The 24,217-nt window shown below is 45.6% G+C and carries 19 protein-coding genes; 6 read left to right on the forward strand and 13 right to left on the reverse strand.

Annotated elements, in window-relative coordinates; translation table 11 throughout:
• The first annotated feature begins 23 nt into the window (after positions 1 to 23).
• Positions 24 to 1,064, forward strand: a complete 1,041-nt coding sequence (locus tag DXX93_RS15035; protein WP_116008813.1) for a methionine synthase — start codon at positions 24 to 26, stop codon at positions 1,062 to 1,064.
• 543 nt (positions 1,065 to 1,607) lie between these two features.
• On the forward strand, positions 1,608 to 2,243 hold the full coding sequence (locus tag DXX93_RS15040; RefSeq protein WP_116008814.1) for a PilZ domain-containing protein: 636 nt from the start codon (positions 1,608 to 1,610) through the stop codon (positions 2,241 to 2,243).
• 136 nt (positions 2,244 to 2,379) lie between these two features.
• On the opposite strand, the gene DXX93_RS15045 is transcribed toward DXX93_RS15040, so the two are convergent.
• From DXX93_RS15045 to hsdR, 10 genes are all read right to left on the reverse strand, one after another.
• Positions 2,380 to 2,793, reverse strand: coding sequence for a hypothetical protein (locus DXX93_RS15045; protein WP_116008815.1), 414 nt, complete (start codon positions 2,791 to 2,793; stop codon positions 2,380 to 2,382).
• Between the two features lie 61 nt (positions 2,794 to 2,854).
• Entirely contained in the window at positions 2,855 to 3,817 is a 963-nt protein-coding gene (locus DXX93_RS15050) for an NlpC/P60 family protein (protein WP_116008816.1), read from the reverse strand.
• A gap of 525 nt (positions 3,818 to 4,342) precedes the next feature.
• On the reverse strand, positions 4,343 to 4,849 hold the full coding sequence (locus DXX93_RS15055) for a hypothetical protein (RefSeq protein WP_181902235.1): 507 nt from the start codon (positions 4,847 to 4,849) through the stop codon (positions 4,343 to 4,345).
• A gap of 191 nt (positions 4,850 to 5,040) precedes the next feature.
• Entirely contained in the window at positions 5,041 to 6,459 is a 1,419-nt protein-coding gene (locus DXX93_RS15060) for an McrC family protein (protein ID WP_116008817.1), read from the reverse strand.
• 2 nt (positions 6,460 to 6,461) lie between these two features.
• Entirely contained in the window at positions 6,462 to 9,221 is a 2,760-nt protein-coding gene (locus tag DXX93_RS21020) for an McrB family protein (protein ID WP_258872681.1), read from the reverse strand.
• Between the two features lie 2 nt (positions 9,222 to 9,223).
• Positions 9,224 to 9,883 (reverse strand): peptidase M15, encoded by a 660-nt coding sequence (locus tag DXX93_RS15070; RefSeq protein ID WP_220347574.1) that lies wholly within the window; start codon positions 9,881 to 9,883, stop codon positions 9,224 to 9,226.
• Positions 9,884 to 10,374: 491 nt separating this feature from the next.
• On the reverse strand, positions 10,375 to 11,151 hold the full coding sequence (locus tag DXX93_RS15075) for an amino acid adenylation (RefSeq protein ID WP_181902236.1): 777 nt from the start codon (positions 11,149 to 11,151) through the stop codon (positions 10,375 to 10,377).
• A 23-nt stretch (positions 11,152 to 11,174) separates the two neighbouring features.
• Positions 11,175 to 12,575, reverse strand: a complete 1,401-nt coding sequence (locus DXX93_RS15080) for a restriction endonuclease subunit S (RefSeq protein WP_116008818.1) — start codon at positions 12,573 to 12,575, stop codon at positions 11,175 to 11,177.
• Entirely contained in the window at positions 12,575 to 14,194 is a 1,620-nt protein-coding gene (locus tag DXX93_RS15085) for an N-6 DNA methylase (protein ID WP_116008819.1), read from the reverse strand. The genes DXX93_RS15080 and DXX93_RS15085 overlap by 1 nt, the downstream gene beginning before the upstream one ends.
• A gap of 148 nt (positions 14,195 to 14,342) precedes the next feature.
• Positions 14,343 to 17,873, reverse strand: coding sequence for a type I restriction-modification system endonuclease (gene hsdR, locus DXX93_RS15090; protein WP_116008820.1), 3,531 nt, complete (start codon positions 17,871 to 17,873; stop codon positions 14,343 to 14,345).
• A 404-nt stretch (positions 17,874 to 18,277) separates the two neighbouring features.
• Here hsdR and DXX93_RS15095 point away from each other — a divergent pair, with 404 nt between their 5' ends.
• Both DXX93_RS15095 and DXX93_RS15100 read left to right on the forward strand, forming a co-directional pair.
• Positions 18,278 to 18,916 carry a hypothetical protein gene (locus DXX93_RS15095; protein WP_116008821.1) on the forward strand — a complete coding sequence of 213 codons (639 nt, stop codon included), beginning with the start codon at positions 18,278 to 18,280 and terminating at the stop codon, positions 18,914 to 18,916.
• A gap of 5 nt (positions 18,917 to 18,921) precedes the next feature.
• Positions 18,922 to 19,395, forward strand: a complete 474-nt coding sequence (locus DXX93_RS15100) for a hypothetical protein (protein WP_116008822.1) — start codon at positions 18,922 to 18,924, stop codon at positions 19,393 to 19,395.
• Here DXX93_RS15100 and DXX93_RS15105 read toward each other — a convergent pair.
• The 3 genes from DXX93_RS15105 to DXX93_RS15115 all read right to left on the reverse strand — a co-directional run bounded on the left by DXX93_RS15105 (position 19,392) and on the right by DXX93_RS15115 (position 21,252).
• Complete coding sequence (locus DXX93_RS15105) at positions 19,392 to 19,871, reverse strand: RES family NAD+ phosphorylase (RefSeq protein ID WP_116008823.1); 480 nt, start codon at positions 19,869 to 19,871, stop codon at positions 19,392 to 19,394. The genes DXX93_RS15100 and DXX93_RS15105 overlap by 4 nt on opposite strands.
• The gene (parS, locus tag DXX93_RS15110) at positions 19,868 to 20,305 is read right to left on the reverse strand and encodes a type II RES/Xre toxin-antitoxin system antitoxin (protein ID WP_116008824.1); all 438 of its coding nucleotides are present in this window, start codon (positions 20,303 to 20,305) and stop codon (positions 19,868 to 19,870) included. The genes DXX93_RS15105 and parS overlap by 4 nt, the downstream gene beginning before the upstream one ends.
• Before the next feature lie 263 nt (positions 20,306 to 20,568).
• Positions 20,569 to 21,252, reverse strand: coding sequence for a helix-turn-helix transcriptional regulator (locus tag DXX93_RS15115; protein WP_116008825.1), 684 nt, complete (start codon positions 21,250 to 21,252; stop codon positions 20,569 to 20,571).
• 115 nt (positions 21,253 to 21,367) lie between these two features.
• Here DXX93_RS15115 and DXX93_RS15120 point away from each other — a divergent pair, with 115 nt between their 5' ends.
• Both DXX93_RS15120 and DXX93_RS15125 read left to right on the forward strand, forming a co-directional pair.
• Entirely contained in the window at positions 21,368 to 21,757 is a 390-nt protein-coding gene (locus DXX93_RS15120) for a VOC family protein (RefSeq protein ID WP_116008826.1), read from the forward strand.
• 524 nt (positions 21,758 to 22,281) lie between these two features.
• A complete protein-coding gene (locus DXX93_RS15125; protein ID WP_116008827.1) occupies positions 22,282 to 24,168 on the forward strand; it encodes a methyl-accepting chemotaxis protein in 1,887 nt (628 codons plus the stop codon).
• The last annotated feature ends 49 nt before the right edge of the window (positions 24,169 to 24,217 follow it).

The following is a 24,217-nucleotide window of genomic DNA, read 5'->3' on the forward strand; positions in this document are numbered from 1 at the left end:
TAATAAAACAGGCCATATTCCCAATGACAAGATTACTCCCCACCTCAACAGCAGGCAGCTTGCCTAAACCCGCTTGGCTAGCCGAGCCAGAAAAACTCTGGTCACCTTGGAGGCTCGACGGTGAAGTATTAGCCAGTGGCAAGCAAGATGCACTGCGCGTTACCCTGCAAGAGCAGCAAAGTGCAGGCATTGATATTGTTAGCGATGGCGAACAAACACGTCAGCACTTTGTCACGACCTTTATCGAACATTTGAGCGGCGTCGATTTTGAGCAACGCAAAACCGTGCGCATTCGCAACCGCTACGACGCCAGTGTGCCAACAGTCGTTGGCCCAATTAGCCGCACAAAACCGGTATTCGTCAAAGATGCTCAGTTTTTGCGCGCACAAACCAAGCAGCCGATCAAATGGGCATTGCCTGGCCCCATGACTATGGTTGATACCCTGTTTGATGCGCACTACCAAAGTCGTGAAAAGCTCGCATGGGAATTTGCCAAAGTACTCAACGAAGAAGCCAAAGAACTCGAAGCAGCCGGTGTTGATATTATTCAGTTTGACGAACCTGCGTTTAACGTATTTTTTGACGAAGTAAACACCTGGGGGATTAAGTGCTTAGAGCGGGCAATAGCAGGGCTAAAATGCGAAACGGCGATACATATTTGCTATGGCTACGGCATTAAAGCCAATACCGATTGGAAAAAAACCTTAGGTCGCGAATGGCGACAGTATGAATCAACATTGCCAAGTTTACAGCAATCGAATATCGACATTATTTCGCTCGAATGTCACAACGGCCGCGTTCCACTTGAGGTGTTAGCCCTGATCCGCGGGAAAAAGGTGATGGTTGGCGCGATTGACGTGGCCACCGACACCATTGAAACCCCAGAAGAAGTCGCCGAAACCCTGCGCAACGCGCTGCAATACGTTGACGCCGACAAACTCTACCCTTGCACTAACTGCGGCATGGCACCGCTGGCTCGCCATGTTGCCAATGCCAAACTCAGCGCACTCAGTAAAGGCGCTGAAATTGTCAGAAACGAGCTTGCCAGTCAGCGAAGCGTGTAAATTACATTAATCAAATACTTGCCCCATTACCGTGGGGCAAAAACTTTTCTTCCCCCTTGCCCGCTATCACTTTTACGTTAGTGATTGCCTGCCAGCAGGTGCTACGTACCCCAGTAATTTGCTGCAATGGCCAATGAAAAACTAACCCATTGTTTTAAATGGTTTTATGATGCAAGATAAAGGTAATTGCAAAATTACAGGGAATGTATTTGCAACTCAGGGGATCGACATTTGGATAAAAAGGCATATTTTCCTCACGAAAACCTGCGTTCACGCAACGCTGCACAACGAAGCAATGTGAACTAAATACACGCAAAATCTGTATTAACTAATTTACCCGATGGAAAAGTCGATAGAAAGGTCGGTCGAAAACGGCCAGTAGCAAAGTCGGTCGTTAATTTAGTCAGTAAATCGCTAACAGAAGCCCTCGTTATGATGTTGCAACCAAGTACCAAGCCAAAGTGTATAACTCTAAACTGCACAGCTGAGCTAAACGCTGTACTCAGCAACAGGACGTTATGCATTAAGTTACAAGGATGAGTTATGGATAACGCAAATTACAGTAAAGCGGTGAGCCAGCAAGAGCTGGACTTTATCGCTGGCCTAGAGCACGAGCCCACAGACAACCTAAGCAGCATGGTGCAAGCTTCCGAAGTATTTGTCAGTGGCGCAGAGCTAAGTTTCTTCAAACATTTTAGTAACGCAGACAATGTCGGCGTTGTTGCGCAGTACGGTAATCATCGGCTATTTTTCCCCATCGAATTTAATACTGACCCACAAGGTATCGAGTCAATGGCCTTTGCGCCTCCGCAAATATTCGAAAAAGGCGCACACGACAGATCATGGCGGTTAATTCCCAAGCAAGAATTAATATTGCTCGACCACACGGGTCAACCTTTACCTTATAAATTGCGTGATATTTCTTTCTCAGGCTTATCTTTACAGGCGATAAACCCTGAAACGGAATTGCCGACAGAGCTTGAAGATATTTTTCTGAAAATTCCAAAGCAGCCCAAAATTCCACTGCAAGGACGCTTCAATCGTTACATCGCTCCTGGCACAGTTGCCTTTGAGTTAGATGATATGAGCCAACAAGGTAATCGGGCACTGCGCGAATATTTGTACTCAGTGCATCAGTTACAAAACAATACCAGCGATCTGTTCCCACATTACGGCTAACTGTACCTTATGGATATGGATTAGCCGTAAGTTTTAATAAACTAGCCGCGTTTTGCAGTGTCTCAGCTGAGCGGTCTAACGCCGACGACACCAAGCAATTCGGTTTCACTTCATGGTAACTTCGCGGTTGTCTGCATTACTCTCGTCGCATAGGTTGTAAATTAAAGTAGCATGACTGGTCGCAACCACCGCTCACCCACACATAACGCCCCTGATCTTCGAGGTAGAGGTTAAAGTAACAATCGCCACGACCAGAAAGTACATAGGTTTCAACGGGGATTGATTCACCACTTGGATCTTCCATAATATCCAGGTCTCCCGCTGTCGCCAGTTCAGCATCGCCTAACTCATTGAGTGAACAAGCGCCACTTAGCGCCAGCCTGACCGCAATCAAGTTATCGTTTTTGCGCATAATCTCAACGAATTGCTTATCGCCATCTACCTCATTAACATAGCGTTGCCAAGTGTTTTCAAGTGGCGAAGCCGCAGGCTCAGCTAATTGCTCGCGTTCATTTTTGGCAGTCGCATATTGCTCGCATCCAAACAGCATCAAGCTAACTACGCAGGAAATAACCAACCAATAACAGGGCTTCTGGCAAGTCTCCATCATCTTAGCGGGTAGCGTTAAAGCCACCGGCTCCCTTATCGACGTTAAGTGTCGGTAACGCATACAAGCTGGGATCAACTTCATAGCCCTTGGGTACTCGATATGCCGCTATCTTGGCTCGGCCGAATTGAGCGTATTTAACCGCATTCGATTGATTACCACCAAGTAACACAATGCGGCCATTTGGGGTTTGTCCAACGACAAAACCAACATGCCCTCGGCCCTGTTTCTTTGGTTTGTTCGGGTACACTTTTCCCCAATCAATAAAGGCAACCGCCCCCACGGCGGGTTTTGATATGCCATCGCCCCAGTTTTTCCAATGATGTGACCAAGCAGAATCCGCCCCGGTATAACCAGCTTTTTCCAGCACCCAGTTCACAAAACTGGCACACCAAGGATCATCTTCGTCTCTAACCTTACCCAACACAGTTGCGTGATATTCACCAATGCGGGCATTTTTTGCCCGGCCGGGAATTTCGGCCTCGCCTAATTCATCCTCAGCAATATCAAGCCAGTCAGGAGCAGCACTGGCAGAAAAAACATTCACGCTTCTTAGCCATGAAGGCATGCCATCAGATAAGTTGATTGACGACATGCTCGCCTTTGCCGATGCGACAAAGCTAGCACCAGTGACTTGTTCTCGCAGTTTGTTATGCGTTGCGCCGTTAGGGTCGACCCGCCCGTCAGGCTTACTCATCAGTGTTTTTTGAAACGCACGAATCGCTCTTACGGTGCCAGAGCGCCCTGTCGTTCGTGAAATTTTGCCATCCACGCCGCCGGGATCAACTTCCTGACACTTGCTGACACTTGCCGCGTATTCCAGTAATAACTGGACAGCTTCTACGTCTTCCGGGATATTCACTGCCTTGGCACGCCAATCTCCAACAGGCTTGTTAAGCTCGAAACCTGTGAGAAAATGACCACCAACGCGCATCAATCGATCAAGGTGTGATGATAATTGGCTCATAACGGACTCTACTTGTGTGAAGTAATGGATAACGAAGCCGCGGTAACTACCGCACTTCTAGCCTGCCGCTCCGAGTGTAAAAATCAGTATAGATATTAATGATAAATTTGCGAGTTAACGCCTAACTGCGCAATCGCAACGAATTACCTTGAAAGCGTGCAATCACATAATACCAATTGAAATAACTACTTAATCATTCAGCGAGAATTAAAAGGCTTAGAGGCACAGGTTATATGCTCCATGTATAACCTAAGTACCTACATCCATGTAGGCAAGGCATTGATTGCAGAGAATGGTTATTCCCTTTTTTTGCATGGAAAGCAAAATCAATAACGCAGCATATGAGCCTTTTAAACTCGCCCTTTGGGAGCGTGTCAGCGTCGCGATAACTGCACCAAATTTATGAGATGTAGAATAACTATATCAACAAAAATTTGGCTTGTTCTCCCACCGCTGACAGCGCTCTGAATTGATCAATTAATTAATTCAATTGGTATAAGACACATAAGCCACAACAGCTAGCGCCTACCGCTGTTTTAACAAAGTAAAAGTGTAGCTGTAGCCATAAATTGCACTAAAAAAGATACTCGGTGCGACGGTAAGCCATAAATTGGGTGTTTGATTAACCACATTCACCAGAATCACTAAGCAGGCTTGCACCGACAGCGGCACCAAAGGCGCGAGTATACTGCCAGTAACACATTTACCTTTAAGGTGTGTCGCTGCGGTATCGAGCGCTTCATTAAAAGTGTTCAGAATCGCCAGATTATGACGGGTTTTCGAGTGTACCGAGCACAGCACAGGGACAATAAACACCAAAGAAAAGCAATTGCCGCCAAATCTCGCCACGGCTTTTTCCAGCACTAAGGTGAACACTAGCGTGACAGAGGCACTAAAGCTTGCTTGCACTAAGGCCGCTCGCAATACCGTAGCGCGCTCAATACCGTCAATATTATTTGCCCAATACGCCCACGCAAAATAAAAGACAAAGGCGACAACAGCTGACCACACTAACCTTAATTTTGACGACAAAGGTTTCTCCTTACTTTCATCTCAACGCTTAACTTGATCTCAAACAAAATGCATACACGCACAACACCACACCTTAACAAACTTGCTGAGCCCATATCTAACAAAAGTACCTAAAAAAAGTAGCTAACCCAAATACCTAAAAAAGTACCTAACAAAAGTACCGAGCAAAAATCCCTCACGACCAGCGAGCATTAGGCTGATTCGGCGGTTAGCAGGCGGCTTAACTCCTTGGGTAATTTAAGCCTATTACTCGCGGAATTAGCATCCGAAATAGCAGCAGAAGTATCGCGATGGATATCCGCCGAAATATCAAAAGGCACTACCCAGAGTTTTAACGTGGCTTGCTCGTCAAAGTTAAAACTCTGCGATATCGGTTTTTGAAACTTATCATGGCTTGGGTAAATCAGTATCAATTCCCCCTCACCTTTCAAGTATTTATGCCCGTATGCAAACATTTGATAAAAATCGCTTTGCGATAACCCGTACATTGACGCTTCACCACCCGCGTCAACCAGCTTCCATTTGGTATCAAGCACGCAAATGTTCGTCCCGTTTTCCTCAATTAATAAATCAGGCCGCAGTTGAAAACGTTTTTTCCCCTTGTGTTTCACTAAATACTGCGCACTTGCCTGTGTTTTTAGGCTAAGTGTTGGCCGTAACTGTTTGGCTAATACGCTGGCGACATAGCTTTCAAACACGGCCTCCATCGGGAATAACAAGGAAAAGCCACTACTTTTCCCTTGCATGGTCAATGGCGAGAAGCCTTCCAGCACCAACCTTGCCCAAGCAAGCGGTGCCTCGTAGTAATTCATCCCGCGATCTAACCTAACGCTGGCAAAGTCGTTTTTAATATTTTTACTCAGGGGAATGTCCGCAAACGCAAATAACAGCTCTTGTAACAATTTCTGGTTAGCCGCGCTGCGCGAGTAGCCAGCCACCTTTTTTAAGGCGCTATGAATTAATCGGTTGACCGGCCGATTGTGCACGTACTCGTCGTATGCCACATAAAACTGATGCTTGTTAACAAAGTTGTGCTGCAACTGCTTTGCCACCAACAACTTACCTTTTAAGAAAGCGAGGTTGTCTTCTTGTTGCACGTAATCACTGCGCAAACCGCGTTTGATTAACTCATTTACCGACGAGAGAAACTGCGCAATAAATACTTCCAGCAAGGGCATCTTCTGCTTAGCCAAGTTTGCGCTTTGCGTTTTAATATGACGAAAGCCTTTCAGTGTTTTTAGCATATTAAGCAAAGCGTCTCGTGCACGTTTCGCGCGAGCCTCCTCGGTGAGACTTACATCACTTTTTTTGGCAATTTTAGGCAGTACTTCTATTTGCGTGCCATCCGGCGTAAACACCACACCAGCGTAGTTTTTTACCTGTAACACTTCACAATGCTCAACTTGCCTCAGCCGCAAAAAGCGGCTTTCGGATTTGTCACACAAGCACAAGTTTTTTAGGTACTCATAAGCGCGCCCAGAAATAGCGGTGATCTTATTAGCAGCCTTTACTTGAGCGCCATATTCGTTGTCATCACCATTGCCCAGATAACCAAATTCAAACACCCTTGCTTGCTGTTTAACCCTTGCTTGCTGTTGAACTAAATGCATGGTTAAGCCCCTGCTATTTCAGCTTGGGCTGGCACCTCTTTTTCGACGGACTGCGCGCTCATATCAGCCGTATTGGTTTTATCCTCTTGGGCGCTTGGCTTAACCCGAGATAGCACCTTGGTGTCGTAAATCGCTTGATACGCTAGTACCTGATGCCAAGCGGCATTTTCATCATCAAAGTCAGCAATGGTGTAGGTGGTTTTGCTATCTTCGTAGGTTTCTAAGCCATGTTCATTACCGAAAATATCACTAAATGTCGTTTTTTTGTCATGGACAAAAATATACTTTTTGTGGTTTTCTTTATGCTTTCGATTATCGCCAAGTACTAAACGAATTTTGTGCCAGTCTTCAAAGAAGTACTCCTCTAACAGCGGTAGCACTTTATTTTTAAAGACCTGCTGTAACACGGCAAAAGCGGCCTGTTCACCCTCAGCACTGTCATCGTCAGCTAACTTGCTGACAACGGGCATAAAGAAAGCATGCCCCAGCGTATGCTCACGGTCGTACAGCACTTCGATGCGCTCATTTAACGCGCTTAACAAGGCTTGTAAATCAATCCCTTTGACTCGCTTGCCTGCTAGTAGCTCAGGCTTTGGCATCATTTCAATAAAGTCAAAGCGACGACGCAGCGCGGTATCCATCATGGCTAATGATCTATCGGCCGTATTCATGGTGCCGATAAGATAAAGGTTGTCCGGTACGAAGAATGTTTCGCCTGAGCTCGGCAGAACAACAGATAACGCTTCGCTAGCGCCCAAACGCTTAGACGGCTCGATTAAGGTGATCAGCTCGCCAAAAATTTTCGAGATATTGCCTCGGTTGATTTCATCAATCACAAGTACATAGTTTTTGCGCTCAACACGCGTGTCTGGCGAATTAATTGTCAGCGACTTTATGTACTTGATCATGGCCGCATAGTATGGCTCTAATCCCCCTTTGAATACTCGCTCACCGTTAAAAATAGCCTTCAAGGTTTTGATATTCATCGAGTGAACCGACTTACCGCCTCTCTTATCAAACCTTATAATGTCATCTTCAACACTGTGCACATATATTGATGACCTGCCACTAACGGTTTCAATATCAATACCCGTTTCAACTGCATTGAACTCGTCTATAAATGCCTGCCAGCAAGCAATAAAAGAGTCGCCACTCTTAGTTTTACTGGCTTTATGATACTCCTTAGCATCATCACAAATCGCCTTAAACACGCCGTCTTTTTCATAATAGGCAATTTGGTCGCCTTGCGTTCTTGCCGTTACCCCGGTGACAAAATCCTCGTAGCCATAACTTTGGTGGAAGGTGACAAAACGAATACGGCCATCTTTAACCAACTCGTTATAAAGGGCTTGCAGCTGTGCTCTTCGTTCACTGCTTGTCAGATCTTCAAAATCACTTACAATCGCTTCGTATTCAAGTGGCTCTGCGGCTTTTACCGCCGCTTCGATGGTGTGATAAGTTTTACCCGTACCCGGCGGGCCGTATAAAATTTGGTTTAGTGGCGTATTTGTCATCAGTGCTGCAATATCATCTTCAACTATGTCTAAGTTATCTTGTTGAGGCTCGGGGGAGTCAATACCTAAATCATCCAGAGAGAGTTGGTAATAAGGTTTAAGTATCCACTGCTCAAATAAGTTAACCTCCTTTTTTCGTACTTTATAAAATGTGCCATTATAACTAGGCGTCCAGCCTTTTTTTTCACCCTTGTACGCGACAGTTTTAGGAAGCCACTTTATAATTTCATACTTTCTCAATAACCAATCATTTGGGAATGGCGCATCCTCAATGGATTGTGCATCACTGGTAACCCTAACAAGCGCCTTAATGTCTCCGCTTCTTGACAAGTTAACGACATCACCAACACGCAGTTCTCCTCCAAACTGTTTTCCCTGCGACTTTTTAGTGTCCTCGTGTAGTGTCAAATATTGATTCTCGTCGAGCCAAGCTGACTGCTCGCCTGTTATATCTTTGTACCCATGAGATAACTTCCAAATATTCACTGCTTGCTTGTGATAATCTGTTGGCCAATGTGGCGCTCTTGAAACCTTGTACTTTTTATTGAACTCAACCAAAGCACCTGATGATTTAAGCTCAGCGAGCAATTCCGTGGTTAACTCTTGAACTGGCGTGTTTCGCTCTATCCAAATTTTTTGTTGCGTTAGCCTTAAACCGTATAGCGGCTTGCCTTTAGCCGCGGCTTTCTCTTTTCGACCGATGCGAATAGCGTAATCGGATTTCACATCAAAAATATCTAACCCGCACTGATTTGCGTATCGCATCAAGTCAACAAAAACAGCTGTCACTGATTCACTCCAGTGGTGATAAACACTGGCAAAGGCGTCAATTGCCATAAATTGTTTAATCAATTGCTCATCGCTAAACTCTGGCTTGTTTGACTCTGATTCGCTTGCAATTTCATCAATGTTAAAATGGAACTGTCTTGCATGTGCAACAAATTTTCTGGTATCTGATTCTTGCCATTGATTGCAAACCAATATTTTCACGCCTTCAATTAATAATGCTTCATCTTCTTTACTAAAATAGCGCTCTTGTTTATCGGTCGAGTTTTCCTTTCGTTCGGTTATTGCTCGCTCAGTATCAAATATCTTTTTGCCACCGCGTAACTCAGTCGGAAAAGCCTGACTTAATTGTGCCAGCGTAGGCTTATTGCCTTTTACATAAGCCTTGATAACTGCAAGTACCAGTCGATTTTGAGGATAAACATTGCCTTCAAATAAAAATTTAAGATTGTTATTTGCCACAATTAAGGCTCCATTTTGCTTAATAACGTTTCACATGCCGCATAACGCTGCGCCAGTGGTATTTTTTGATAATATTCGCTTGCGACGCCTGCGGTTAAAATGCGTTTTTTATGCCCTGTATTCGGGTCGATAACGTAACTGCTTATAGTTTGCGGAGCATTTTGATTTTCATGCCATGAAATATTAAAGGCACATAAGCTAGGGAAGAAAAACATATGCTGGTAGGCGGGAATATTGGCGTGAACCCACCAAGCCAGTGACGCCCAATCGCCTGTTTTTTGGTAATAATCTAAATAAGCAGGGATGACAATACAGGCGGTAGCGCCCATAAAGCCTGCCGCGTCGCGGCGATCCCAAATATGGCTGGCATAATTGCTTTCATTGCTGGCGCAATTCGCGCCTAACGTGTTGCCGAGCTGGTTCACTTCACAGCTTCGAAAGGCAGAGCGAATATGAATGCGCCCCCAAGCCTGTTGAATCGGCTCTAGCACTTGCTCACATAACTGGCTGCCAGCGGCAATAGCCAGTTCAATGTCGTCGGGGATATTATTAACGCCGTGCAATACGGCGGTTTCAGAAAATAAAAAATCGCGCAGAAAAAAGTTTGCTGACAAGCGCGTACGCGTGATCGTATCGAGTTTAGTAATTTGATGTTTAGACATGCCTTATCCTAGCTACAGCTCATTCAGGAAATGAATACCTGGCTCGCCGTCCTTGAGTTTATGGTTCGGGTAATGGGGATACTTTGGGCTTATTTGGGGGTTACTTTGAGCGTAAATTGAGCTGTTAGGCTCCGCACCACTCACTGGGTTGCCTTGCATCAGCTTGCCGATGTTCCTTATCACTTTATTTACATCACTCCTTGTTTTAATGGCGTTGAATGACTCGCTATTTTGCGAGTAATACCCGCTTGTTGATAACGATAAAGCCTATAAAGGTCTTCACTTGAGTCGTTTGATGCAAGGCAAAATATCGCTTAGCTTATTGAGGTAAATTGAAGACTGACTTTATTGCAACCTTACCTTGATGAAGCCTTACCTTAATAAAAAACGTAACTTTCTTGCCAAAAGTCACGACTTACTAAGTTAGTGTACTGTGCTGACCAATGCAAAACCGTTATTTCTTGTTAACTGCGCCGCTTACTAATTAGGCGTTACGATTTACCCAACATACTGCGCCGAAAGGCATTAAGGTCGATAACATTGTCGGTTATTGCAGAGTCGGTTGTGGCGGGGTCGGCTGGCTTGGCATTATCCCACTTGTCGGACATTGACTTCCCAGCGTTGAATTCTACTTTGTGCGATAGCTTTATCCTCGTGATTGTTTCGCAGTAAGCTAACAAGCGTTCAATGGGAATAAACCTGTCTTTGCGTCCAGTGGTCTTATTGGTAGCGCGTTTAACTGAGGTATTTAGATAAATGGCCAGCTCTGCCAACTGCGCTGGCGACAATGACCTTACCTTTTGCTCGCGAATCATTTGCTCAACCCAAAGACCCGCATCGCTAATATGCCCATTAATGCTGAGGTCAGTGTTCTTTACCCATAGGATATCAAAGTAAATATTGTCTAACGCAGCTAACAGCACAGCGATATCACTGCGCGGGATTAATTGATAGCTCTCTAAAGTAGTGGCCAACATCAGGTGCCATTTTTCGGCGAGCAGCTCAGTGATATCTTCAAGTAACCACAAGCTAAAGGCAGGTACAGGAATAAAAGTGATAAACCGACTATTCGCTTCACAGGCAATGATCGTTTTTTCTTGGGATGGATACTGGTTGTCAATAATGTGCACCTGCCAGCGCATGGTCGCCTGATCTGACGTTAAAGTATTTACCCCTGCTTGCTTTTTTCCTTGCGGTACAGGCAGCCGAGGTAAGTCTTGCTCTAACCATTTATTAAGCGCATTACTCGCCGAAAATTGAAGTCTCATGGGCACAGTTATCCTTATGACATTTAACCTGATGAAATAGTACTGCCCTTCGTTTTTTTAGCGGTCGTTTTAACGGTCGATTTGGCGGCCTTTCTCGCGCTCGCTTTCGCCGCTTTTGCCAGTTTTTCTGCCTCAGCACGCGCGGCCTTAATACGTGCCAATAACTGCTCGGCAGGCTCGTCGCTTGGGTCTTGCGGCACTAATTCGCCGCGAAACGCTTTGGCTAAAATGGATTGGGTGAGGTTATCGACCCGTGCTTTAGCATTGGCAAGGTGTTTTTCCAAAGTATCGGCTAAGGCAAAGTATTGATCAACCAGACGGACAATTTCGGTTTGTTCGTCCTTATTGGGGAGGAACACCTTCAACTCGTTAATATTTTTTAGACTAACATTAGCTCTTGCCACATCAACCTTATTCTTTAGTAGCTGTTTAATGCCTTCGGGGCTATTAAGAAAATAAGAGATAAATTTGGGAACACATATATCCATATTAAGTCGAATAACACAAACGGCCTGATTAATATTAGCTTTACAAGCCTTGTCCCAAAGTACGGATCTTCCAATAGAAGCCCCAACAATATTTGTTAAGACATCATTTTCCTGCAGAATGGAGCGCTTTTGTTTATCGTTGAATGCATCCTGCACATATTTCTTTTTATCGAGAAGTAGCTCCATTTTTCCGACATTTTCACTTGTAACAAACAATGTAGCATTTTCGTCGTCTACATAGTCTATACCTTGCCATTTTGGTGAAGCACCTTTGGTAACGAGTGCTGAAATATCTTGTAATAATAGGGTCTCGCCATTCGCCCCTGTCAAACCTCCAGATATCGTAGCGGCAAGTACCGATTGACGAAAGCGTTTAATAATCGCCGGTAAGCTATCCAGTCGCTGTTGAATGGTATCCACCTGCGCCAATAAGCTATCGAGTTTGTTAACAACACGTTTTTGTTCAGGAAGTGGAGGTAAACTAAATTCAAAATTCCTAATATCAGCAGCTTTACATGCCGGATATAAAGCCCCTTGCGTAATGCCTGACACAGCTTGAATAAACTTCTCTGACTTTACTGTTGAAAAGATCCAATCAGGCTCAATTAAGATAGGCTTGAGCACATCGAAGCCAGTTGAAGCAATCTGCCCAGAAAGCTTTTCATCAATTTTAGCTACAGCATTCAGGTTGGGCCTTGTCATTGAAACGATAACATCTCCTTCGTCGACAACCTTACGTGCTCGACTTGGAGCGTCTTTGCCTAATATTTCACTAGCTTTTTCAACTTTTTTAGTGCTCCTATTAATACTGGCTATATCAACGTATAGAAAAGTTTCGTCATCTTGTGGCTTACGTTGAACAGGTTTATCGCAAACTTCTCCAATGGTGGTAGTTATCCAACCAGATGGAACTTCATTAGAGTTTTGTTGCGCCATTATTCCTGCCCCTTAACCACAGTTTTTTCTAAACCAAATTCTTCTGCCAAGAGTGCCACTTGCCCTTCCGCTTGCTCGGTTGCGCCCAGTTCCATCATTAATTGATTAATTTCGCGCAGGGCTTCGGTTAGTTCGGTCATGGCTTCGGTGGCTAGCACATCGGGTTCAGGTAGCGATGCGGCATCGGTAATGGAATTATCTTTAAGCCACGTAATATTGAGATCGTCGCCTTTTTCGGCGATATGGGCGCGAGAGAATTTGCGCCAGCGAGCGTTTTCACTTACGTACTCAGGGCTGTTGCGCTCAAGGCTGTTTTCTTCTACCTCCTCAGAGGTACAGCCCAAAATATCAAATACGCCCTCAACCCGCTCACTTTGTCCATTGGGATCTTCGCCGTATGCCTCAATAAAACTTTGTAGGTGTTTTTCGCTAAACGGGCTGCGTTTGCCAAAGGTTTGCATATTGGTGCGCAGATCGTAGACCCAAGTGTCGGTGGTGCAGTTTTTATCTTGGTTGGGGTTTGCTGGCGTGCCTTTTTGGAAAAACAGGACATTGGTTTTAACCCCAGCGGCATAGAAAATCCCCGTAGGTAGGCGCAATATGGTGTGCAGGTTACATTTGTCCATTAAATCGCGGCGAATATCCGTGCCAACGCCACCTTCAAATAACACGTTATCAGGAATCACCACAGCCGCTCGGCCGCCCGGCTCAAGCGCTTCCACAATATGCTGCATAAAACAGAGCTGTTTGTTGGCGGTTGGGTAAACAAAAGTACGGGTAATATTGGTACCCGCCGCAGCGCCAAACGGCGGGTTAGTCAGAATAACGTCGGCTTTAGGTAAGTTTTCACCGGCTGCGCCTAAGGTATTACCGATGCGAATTGCGCCGTGGATTTCATGTCCTTCAATATCGTGCAGTAGGCAGTTCATTAGCGCAAGGCGGCGCGTTTCTGGTACCAGCTCTAGCCCAACAAAGGCACTTTTCATTTGAAAGTCTTGATCGTCATCATCAAGCAGCTCAAGGTTGTCGGTGTGAGCTTTAATGTATTTGTCGGCTTCAATTAAAAAGCCCGCCGTACCTGCGGCTGGGTCTTGAATGACTTCGCGTGGCTGCGGTTTGATCAGCTTAACAATCGTGTTAATTAGCGCCCGTGGCGTAAAGTATTGCCCTGCCCCTGATTTGGTTTCGTTGGCGTTTTTTTGCAATAAGCCTTCGTACATATCGCCAAAGTCGTCACGGGTTTTACTGCTGATGCCATCGCCCTCGTCGTCAAGCCATTGCAGTTTGTCCATATTGGTGATCAGCTTATTAAGCTGCGCTGGCTGGGTAATGCTAGTGTTTACGTTTTGGAAAATGGCGCGCACAATCGCGTGGTCGTCGTTGCCCAGTTGCACTAGCATATTGCGGTAGTAAACGTGTTGATCTTGCCCTAGCTTGCTTTTTAGCACGCCCCAACGGTAGTCTTCTGGTAGTAGGTCGTGCTCTTGCCCCGTTTCTTCACACATCTTCAGAAACAGCAGTGAGGCGAGCTCGTTAACATAGTTTTGGTACGATACGCCGCCGTCGCGCAGGTCGTCGCACAGCTTCCACAATTTATTGACTAGATCGGTATTGTTCATAAGGTCTCACACAGCTCGCACACTTTTCTTAAACTGTGCTTAAACAGTTATCACAAGGTGCAGTGCTAGTTTGTTTATTCGGTTAATACTCTAAAAGCTACTGCTTCAAAGTTAATGCTGAGAAGTTAATGGGCGCAATTGTACGCCCTTACGCAGGTTCATCCCATATGTATTCGTAAAATTGCGCGAGTATGGTGGATAATTCATCTTCAAATACTTTATCGAGCTTACCCTTGCCACCACTGCGTTTGTAATTACCGGTTTTAAAGGTGGTGTCGTCGAGTACCACTTGTTGTTTAATTGACGAGGCAAGTCGCGCTAACCAGCGATCTTGCGCATCGCTCCACTGGTTGCTGTTGCGAATTTTTACCAAGGCTTGGTCGACGCGTTGCTCAAACGGCAGCAGTGCATCACCAATGGCAGCGCGGCGAATATGACCAATTAAGCGGGCGGCGATATCTTGGTTGGTAGTGGCTTGCCATGCTTTGCGCAAGGTAGATTCGTCAAAATTTTGCGCGTCAAACCACTCTTGTAATTCCAGCAGCGCTTTACGGGTTAAGTCGCGCGGGCGATTGACGATAGTGGCTAACGCTTGCTGCTGGTTGATGGAGGTGTCAACCAGTTGATCGAACGATTCGAGAAAGTCTTGCGGCTGTTCATAATCGCCCCAAACATGCGTGACCTGCACCACTTCATCGGGCATATCAGTAAAAATTGGCATGTCGCGCAACTCGTTAATGCTGGTTTTCAGCTGCTCTATACGATTGATAAAGTTGGGCAATTGATGAATGATTTCCGCCGTTTGTTTTGCCCCTTTGGTTTTTAAGGTGTTGGCAAGTGCGGCAAACTGACAACCGGCTTTATCCAGTAAAACTTCATCAAAGCGTTTAATTTGGCTGTCTAGCGCTTTGGAGCGATCGCGGTTTGCTAGCGCATGGCTGGTAATGCGTTGCAGTTTGGCGATCAGCTGCTCAAAGCTGTGCTCGGCAAAGCTGCGCCCGTCTGCTTCTTTGGTGTGGTAAGTCTCATCGGCCGTAATTTCGTTGACTAGCGTGCTGATATCCACTTGCGGGCGCACCACCACAGGGCGCATGGTATCCACCGTTTGCAATGTGCTGTACAAATTGACCGCATCAAAAATTCTAAAGCTGGTTTTGCCGACAGCAGGACATAGCCGCGTTGCCCGTCCTTTCATTTGTTCGTATAAAATACGGCTGCGCACTTTGCGCATAAACACCAGATTACAAATACTGGGAATGTCGATACCAGTAGTGAGTAAATCAACCGTCACCACGATATTGGGCAAACGCTCTTTTTTGTAGCGGGTGATCAGGGTTTGCACTTTTTTGCTGTCTTTGTCGGAATCACCGGTAATTTTGATAATGGCGTTGTGCTCAAGCGCAGGGTATTTGGCTTTAAAGGCGGTGCGCAGCTCGTCAACGACAATATCAGCATGGGCGTTGTTAACACAGAACACTAGAGTTTTTTGCTCGCTAGTGGGGTCAATATGATTGACCAACTCTTCACAGACCACTTTGTTAAAGTTAGAGGCGATCAGGCTGCGGTTAAAATCAGCCACTTCAAAATTTTGCTCGTCGGCAAGTTGGTCGTTTTGCAGCTCCCCTTGCAGGCTAAGGCGGGTGACTTCGCTGCCAGCACCCATGACCACGCCATCGCGCGATAATTTGGTGATAATTTTAACAGGCGGTTCTTGGTCAACTAAGTAACCGTCGATCACCGCTTTGCGGTAGCTGTATCGGTACACGGGCTGTTGCTGTGTGCCGCCAAAAATATCAACGGTGTGCAGCGCTGGCGTCGCGGTAAGGGCAATTTTCACCGCGTCAAAATGATCGATAATACGGCGATACGCTGAGATAAAGTCGTCTAAATTGCGGAACTTTTCTTCCCCATCTGTTTGCTCTTTGTCGAGCACGTAACCGCGATGCGCCTCGTCAACAATAATGCAGTCGTAGCGCCCCACGGGCATCACTTCATCGCTGTGTAGCGTGCGCTTAACCAGTGATTGTACGGTGGCAACGTGAATTTGTGTGCTGTCGTCAGGGAAACGTTCGGTTAAGTCGCTGACGTTGTAAATGGTTTTAAACGAGTCGCCCTTGATGATGGTGTCTTCAAACGCGTCGAGCGCTTGTTTACCCAGCGAAGTGCGATCAACCAAAAACAGCACGCGCTTAAAGCGGGCAGACTGAATAAGGCGATACATCATGGCAATGGCCGTACGGGTTTTACCTGTACCTGTTGCCATGGCAAGCAAGATGTCTTGTTCACCACGGATAATGGCTTGTTCAACCGCTTCAATCGCTTCTTTTTGGTAGTAGCGCAAGCCTAGGTCGTCGCTAATGGGGTTTTGGCTAAACCAAGTGTTGTTATTTTGATGGTTGCTGCGCAGTTTCGCCTCTAGCTCTTCAGGGCGGTGCCATTCCGGCAGTGCCTTGGGCATATTGCCGACATCACGGGCATCGCGATACCAAATACCACTTTTGGTTTTTTGCGCGGCGCGATAGTCGCGGCCATTGGCAGAAAAACAAAATGGAATTTTGTAGGTGTCGCCTGAGGTGTCTGACCACTCTACTTGATAGCTGGGCAGCGCTGCGTTGACTTGTGCCTGGTCTAATTCTGGGTATCGCTGGGTGATAGTTTCACGCAGAGCCTTAACATCAAAGGTTTTTGAATAGCGGTAGGCTTCATTGAGCTTGTCGCACACATCTTTATTGTGTTTTTTGGCTTCCACCACCGCCAGTGGCTTTAAGCCGACAAATAAGACGTAATCGGCAAAACCTTGCTTGCCCGTTTCGTCAGTACCTGTCGGCCATTCGGCAATGGCGATGTTGCGCCCGATTTGTGGGCGTGTGCCTTGGCTGTAGGTGAGTTTGCTGGAGTCGGCATCCCAACCCGCTTTGCGCAATTGGCTGTCGATAAGAAAACGCGTTTCTTGCTCAGATAAGTTAAGCTTTTGCTTGGCCGCTGTATCGCGCACTTGTTTGTGATACGCCTTGCGCTCTGCCTGAGTTTTACTGGCAAGTTCTTGGTCTTTAACCTTTAATTCCGCTTCGAGCGCTTTAATACGCGCCTGTGCTTGCGATTGGGTTTCTTCTTGCTTGGCTTCTAAAATGGCAATGTAACCTTGCAAGCTGACCACAGTATTTTGCTGCTTGGTTAAGGCTTCATCGTTGGTCGCCTGTTGGCTGGTGACTTTGGCGAGTTCGGTTTTCAGTTCAATAATTTCCGCTGCCATGACCGCCCCTTGTTCGCCTTTTGGCAGGACGAACTTAGGTAATTGGTAATCAAGCTGCTGCGTGACCAGTTTGTAATACCAGCCACCGAGTTTATGGGCGAGCCTTAATGTCATTGCCGCGTCGGGTAAGTCGTCGTGGTATTCGTGAACCGCTTTATTGCCAACTTTTCGCAAGGTGTGGAACACTTGAATAATGTCGTCGCTAATACCCGGCACGCGAGCGAGTTCGCGAATAATGTCGAGCTGGGTTTCAGTACGCTCAATTTTCAGTGCTCTGGCGAGCTTTTTGGCCATGGTTTCGGCAAAAATTCGCAGCTTTGACATGGTGGTGTTGGGATCGTCAGGGTAATTGCGCTCTGCGGCGAGGGCGATACGATAAAGCTGCAAATCAATGCTTTTAAGAAAATGAAAATTAGATTGTGTCATTGCCGAGCTATCCTTATGGCACAAAGAGGAAAAAACAAAAACTCAAGGTCACAAAAAATACGCACTGTTTTTCGTGCGACTAGCCCAGTGATAAGCAGTTGATTAATTGGCGGTAGTGCGCCATCTAAAACGTTAACAACCCGCTTACTTTTCCGTACAAAAAGCCAGCAACGGTGCGCATTTTTACGTGATTTTTCAGTGCTTGGCACTATAGCGAGTTTGCTGTTGAATGCCAATGCCCGATTAGTAAAGAAAAGTACTGGAGCAAGCTGCGATAGACAAGTGTTAGAAACAGGCGCTAGAAGCGAATGCTAGAGATGGCTGCTCAAAATGTAGGCAAAATGTATTTAAACGTCTAATGTATAGTAATAACTCAAATAAAAAGCGCTCGATTGTTCAAGGATATGAATTCCCCTTCGTTCGTCATACAGGCCCCGACACGTCAAACCTTTCGACATCCCTTAGTTTTTTGCGATGCCACCAAGGCAGATATCAAAGACTGGGATGACAAGATCCAACCGTTTGTTGAAGCTGAGCCTATTCGCGCAGATAAAGGCTGGGTATGGCAGAAAAAATGGCGACAGTCATGGGTGCTTGGTAAAACTTTGGGGCAGGAGCCAGCGATAAAGCGCCTAGCCATTTCACCGGCTCAAGGGCCCGATATTACCTGTGCATTACTGATTCTGGCGCAAAGTTACAACTACCCGCATACTAAAGAGCCAGCGGTTTATACTTGGTATGTGAGCGCGCCGCCAGCCAGCTATTTTCAGTCGCTCAATATTGAGCCACCGGGTCTGCTGACGCAAATGGCGTTAGACTCGGCGATTGTGTTGAGTTTTCAACGCGGGTATGACGGAAAAATGTGGCTTCATGCCGATCCAACAAATCAGCAAGGGCTGATCAACTTTTATGGCAAGAAGTGCTTGATGACACCACTCCCCAAACATGTCGCCTTAACCCGTGGTAGCAACGATGGCGGCTATTTCTCCTATACTGAACAAGGCATAATCGACTTTTGTAAAAAGTTCGATGATTACAGGTGAGCAAGATGACCCCACAAATGGCCGAAATCGCACTAGCAGACATCAAAGATTTTTTAGTTCAGTTAATGCCCAACAACCTTGACGACATCGCTAAACTTGAAAGTGAAGAGCACGCACTACACTTGCTGCGAAAATATTTTACTGAGCAAGATCTCGCGGTTATCCAACATGCATTAATGTTTGCCCCAAGCGATACGTACGAAGGGATGTCGGGACGTGACATTCTGGATGCAGTGAACGCTAGTAAACAGCACGCGAGTAAACAGCACAGTAGCAAACAGCAAGCGCCAGTTGCTTCCCCTCAAGAAGTACCTGATCAGGCCGTAAAGATGGTGTCGGTAAGCGGCACGCAATCAGCCCAAGCTGGCGCTATTCACGCAGTGAATAAAATGCAAAACCTTGAGGTTAAGGTATCGGCAATAGAAACTGCCACAAGTGCTGTTTCAGATAAGTTTAAAGCGGTTGATGAAGAGGGTTAGCGACTAGTTTTAGTTTCAACTAGCCTTGGATCGATACTCAAATTAAGTGTTTGTGCGCTGTCGATAATGCTCTGCATCGCTGGGTGAGCAGGGTTGAGCAGATAGTTGAACTCTCTAAGCACAATGACACTCGGTACCATAAGCGCTAGACTTTGTTCGCTTGCAAGCCACTGATCACCGACCCGTGCAGTTTGTGGTGGTGCAGGCTCTGAGCGCCAGTTTTCAGGGAGCACACCAAGCGTCATCACGTGCTCTTTGTCTAGGTAGGATTTAATCACTGCATAGTTGCTTAACACCGTTTTAGCGTGGAAATGGACAAGCAGTTCGAGCAGTGCCAATGACTCACTGCTAGCAACGTATACACATCCCTGACCTTTGCTATTCCAACGTCCGCCAAAGCGCCTTGCCCCTTCGCCGTCGAAAGCATTTTCGACCCACTTTTTTTTGATAATGCGATAAATTGGAAGTTCGTTCACACCACGACACCATGCTCTAATCGTCCGATTAAATCTAATATCGCTTCGCTTTCTGCGGTTGTCCGTAACATTTCTATCGGCTTTTTGTTGCCAAGTCCTCTGGCAGGGTGTTTTAACCAGTCAACTGCCGCTGCCATATCATGCTCAAATAACTCGTTTGCGGCATTCAGTACAGCAGCCAGGCGGTATAACCTATCGCCTTCTTCACGACTGAAATATCCGGATTTAGCTCGCCGAGCAACAGTTGCAGGCGCCAAATGAAGGGCGCTGGCAATTTCTTTTTTATCCAGTTTGGTATGCTTGGCAATGCGGCCATAAACTTCAAATGGCAGGCCGTCATTCAATGCAGTGTAAAGTTCAATACCACGAGCGGGAATGCCGACACTGTCCCAAAATGTAGGCACTTCATCAGGCTTAGGCGTAAATAGCAACATGGCGCCTCCAATCAATTGATACAGTTAAAAACTATCATATGATTGCACTTATCGCCAATTACACAAGGTAAACAGCTGCACTCATGTCAACAATAACAAGGTAATCACTGAGTATTTTAGCCAACCAAAATGCTCACGTATTGACTGACATTGGAAAAAGCTGTCCGTTTTGCATTCCATCAGCTTGTGCGCATTATCTAGGTGTTTATCGTTGAAAATGGAACGGCAAATACTCACGATGAACATTGGCCTTTGTTGAGCAGCTACTTATGGACAGTGTTCGCCAAATACGTTTGAAAGCTCTTGTCTTTCTCATCGCGAAAATGCTTATCAAGTGGCGTAAATTCAGAGATTCTATCAATGCGAAAATTGCGAAAATCCTGCCGTAATTCACACCACGCAGTTAACAGCCAAACTGGGCTAAATGACGTTAGCGCGAGTGGCCTAACGGTGCGCTGTGTTGGGGATTCATTGAGATCGAGGTAGTCAAAGCGAACAAACTGCTTGCGCCTGATACACTCCCTGAGTTCAGTAAAATCAACGTCCCATGGAATTTTATAGTGACTAGGTGCGGAAAACGTGGCGATCTGCGCGAGTTCATTGAGCATCGGGGCTGATAACGTCGCTTGTATTTTTTGAAAGGCACTTTGCGCTTTTTCGGCAAATTTTTCATCAGTCCAGTTACTGACCATACCGATTCCTAATGCTATCGCTTCGATTTCTTTCGCATCAAACATGATTGGCGAGAGGTGATAGGTTTTATCAATCACATACCCGACGCCCGCTTCGCCAAGTATGGGGATTCCTGCACCTTGTAAGTCTTGAATATCGCGATACAAGGTGCGAGCGCTGACCTCAAAATGCTCCGCAAGCGTTTCTGCCGTTACGGCATGGTGCATTCGCCTGAGATAATGAACAATTTCATTGAGCCTTTCTGCCTTGCGCATCGCTATTTCGCCGTCTACTTTGTGACTTGGTAAGAGTACTTAAACACTACTGACACTAGATGTCAGTAGTCAATACCTATAATCAGTTCGAAGTCATTGAATAAGGAGAACAACAATGATTGGTTATGTCACCTTAGGCACGGCAGACTTAAACAAATCTGGCGCCTACTACGATGAATTACTTGCTACCATTGGCGCGAACCGTTTTATGGAAGAGCCCAACTATTTTATTGCATGGTCACAAACCCAAGATGGCAGTGGCTTAGCCGTAACGCTGCCATTTGATAAGAATCCGGCAAGTGTTGGCAATGGCACTATGGTTGCGCTAGAACTGAAAACGCCTCAAGAAGTTGACGCTTTCTATCAAAAAGCACTAGCGCTAGGCGGCACCTGTGAGGGCAAACCGGGCTTTAGGCCAGAAGACGCTAATCAAGGCTTTTACGCGGGTTACTTCCGTGATTTAGATGGCAATAAGCTCAATGCATATTGTATTGTCGAAGGTTAAGTGTGCTGAGTGGTCAATGAATATTGGCCACTTTTTTATAACATTTAACGAGACTCTCCTGACCGCTTTATCTCCACGAGACCAAGTGAAACCAAGCAAAGTAAAGCGGAGCTAAATCAAGCACAAACTGGTCAATAAATAACATTAATCTACACTCTGTTTACAACTAATCGGTTACAATTTCACCGCTTTTTTTGGGGAAATAAGGCATAACAGGTTGAAATAACTGTTCTAGCGGTGAATCACTAAGGTATCTATGGGGTGTACTGTACTAACTTAGGTTGATGACCTCTGTTGTCGCGTCACATACCTACTGACTTATCCTCACATACTATAATTAATTTATTTAGTAGCGTTTCTTTAATACTGGAATGGCTAGCGCTCTTTACTTAGCGCGTGAATTGCACCAGCTGTGCAGCTAAGCAGTTCAGTTAAATAGAATGCAAGTCACCCTAGAAAGAAGCATTACTACTTAATACAAGCTCATTTATTTACAACAGACAACACAATAACTCAGGATAGTTATGCAAAAATTTAAATTGCACTTAATCGGCTCATTAGGTGTCATCATTATCGCGATTATTGCGCTATTGGTGGCTCTCAGTTACAGCGCATTCAAAAACGAGAGCGTTACCCTCAATAGAGCAATCTTAAAAGAGCAAAATGCCAATATTGAATCGGTACTGATAGAAAAGTTTAGCGCCTATAAAGACACGATTGCTGCAGTCAACTTAACCGATAGTGACGTGTTATCGAACACCCTATCAGCCAACCTTACCTCGCAATTAGCCACCATTGAAAATATCCAACGCGATATTAGCGATGGTATTTATCTGTTTAGGGATAATGGTGATATCTACGACACAAAAGGTGAATTACAAAGCTTTAACGTAAAGCAACTTAGCCGAGAATATTACCGCGCTATTTTTGAACAGGGGCAAGAATTCTATATTTCTGCGCCTTTTAACTCTGCGGTATCGGGGGAGCAAGTACTTGGTATGGCGCATAGAATTAATCGCTCATTTGCGATTCTTTCTAACATTAAGCTGGACGCAGTATTAGGCTCGCTTGCTGATTCCAAAACAATGTTTATGTACACAGAGCAAGGCACTATTTTAGTTGCGCCCTACTCCGAATTTCTAGGCAAAAATATTTTTACCGAGCGCCCGCTTTATCGGCAGTTTGATCAACAAAACCCGATACTCTCATACTCTGCTAATGTCGCTGGTGATGACACCGATTTCACCGCATTTTGGACAACGCTAGAGGTTAACAACTGGTCTTTTGTTTCTTTTGTTAAAGACAGCGCCATTTCAGAAAAGGCAGACTCGCAACTCATTGTTGACTTAATCATTGGCTTAGTATGCTTAGTGATTGCTGTTGTTGTACTACAGGTCTTGCTGCAAAAACTCGTACTAACGCCTGTGGGTGGTGCGCCTGCTGAGATTGAATCGCTAATGGCAAAAATGGCTTCGGGCGACTTTACCCAAACACTTGAGCAAACAGGTAAGGAAACGGGTATTTACCTATCGCTTGTGAATTTATCTAACCAACTCTCTGATTTGATCAGAAACTCGCACGCAATCTCTGAAAATGTGGCCTCAGCATCACAAGAACTAAATGCGGTAATGGGGCATACCTTAACCAATGCACAGCAAGAAATGACGCAGGTCGAACAAATATCGACAGCCATTCATGAGCTTTCGTGCACCTCTAACGAAGTAAGTGACAAAGCCATTATTGCCGAAGAGCGAGCTAACGAGGCACAAGCCAATGTGGCAACGGGTAAAGCGACACTGGAAGAAAATATTATCTTATCCAGTAATATTGACGCATCGGTTGCGGAATCAGCACAGTTAACCCAAGAACTGCAAGACTTCGCCGTAGAAATTGGCAGCGTTACCGATGTTATTAACAGTATTTCCGAGCAAACGAACCTACTGGCGCTTAATGCTGCTATTGAGGCTGCTCGCGCAGGCGAACACGGGCGAGGCTTTGCGGTAGTTGCCGACGAAGTGCGAAACTTAGCGTCAAAAACACAAGAATCAACAGTGAGCATTCAAAACCTGATTGAAAAGCTGCAATCCCAATCACAAAAAGCTAGCCAAAATATGGAACAAAATGTTGAGCTGATCGCAAAATCGGTAGTACTAGCAGACCAAATCAAAGTGGCGTTTGAAGATATCTCAACAGCGGTTGAATCTATTTCAGAGGTAAATACCTTAGTGGCAACTGCCTCACAAGAGCAGCAAAGTGTCACACAAGATATTTCGCGCACGACCACACAAGCGTTTGACTTAGTGCAGCAAAATGTTTCGGCCGTAAACCAAACCCTGCAAGCCTCTACAGAGCTTTCGCAGCTGTCAGAAGCACAAAAAACCGAGCTTTCGCACTTTAAAGTGCAGCATTAGGGACTCTGTAACTAAATCTGTGTAACTGCCTATTATTAATACCCATATA

Origin of the sequence: Thalassotalea euphylliae (assembly GCF_003390335.1) — a bacterium.
GTDB lineage: Bacteria > Pseudomonadota > Gammaproteobacteria > Enterobacterales > Alteromonadaceae > Thalassotalea_F > Thalassotalea_F euphylliae_B.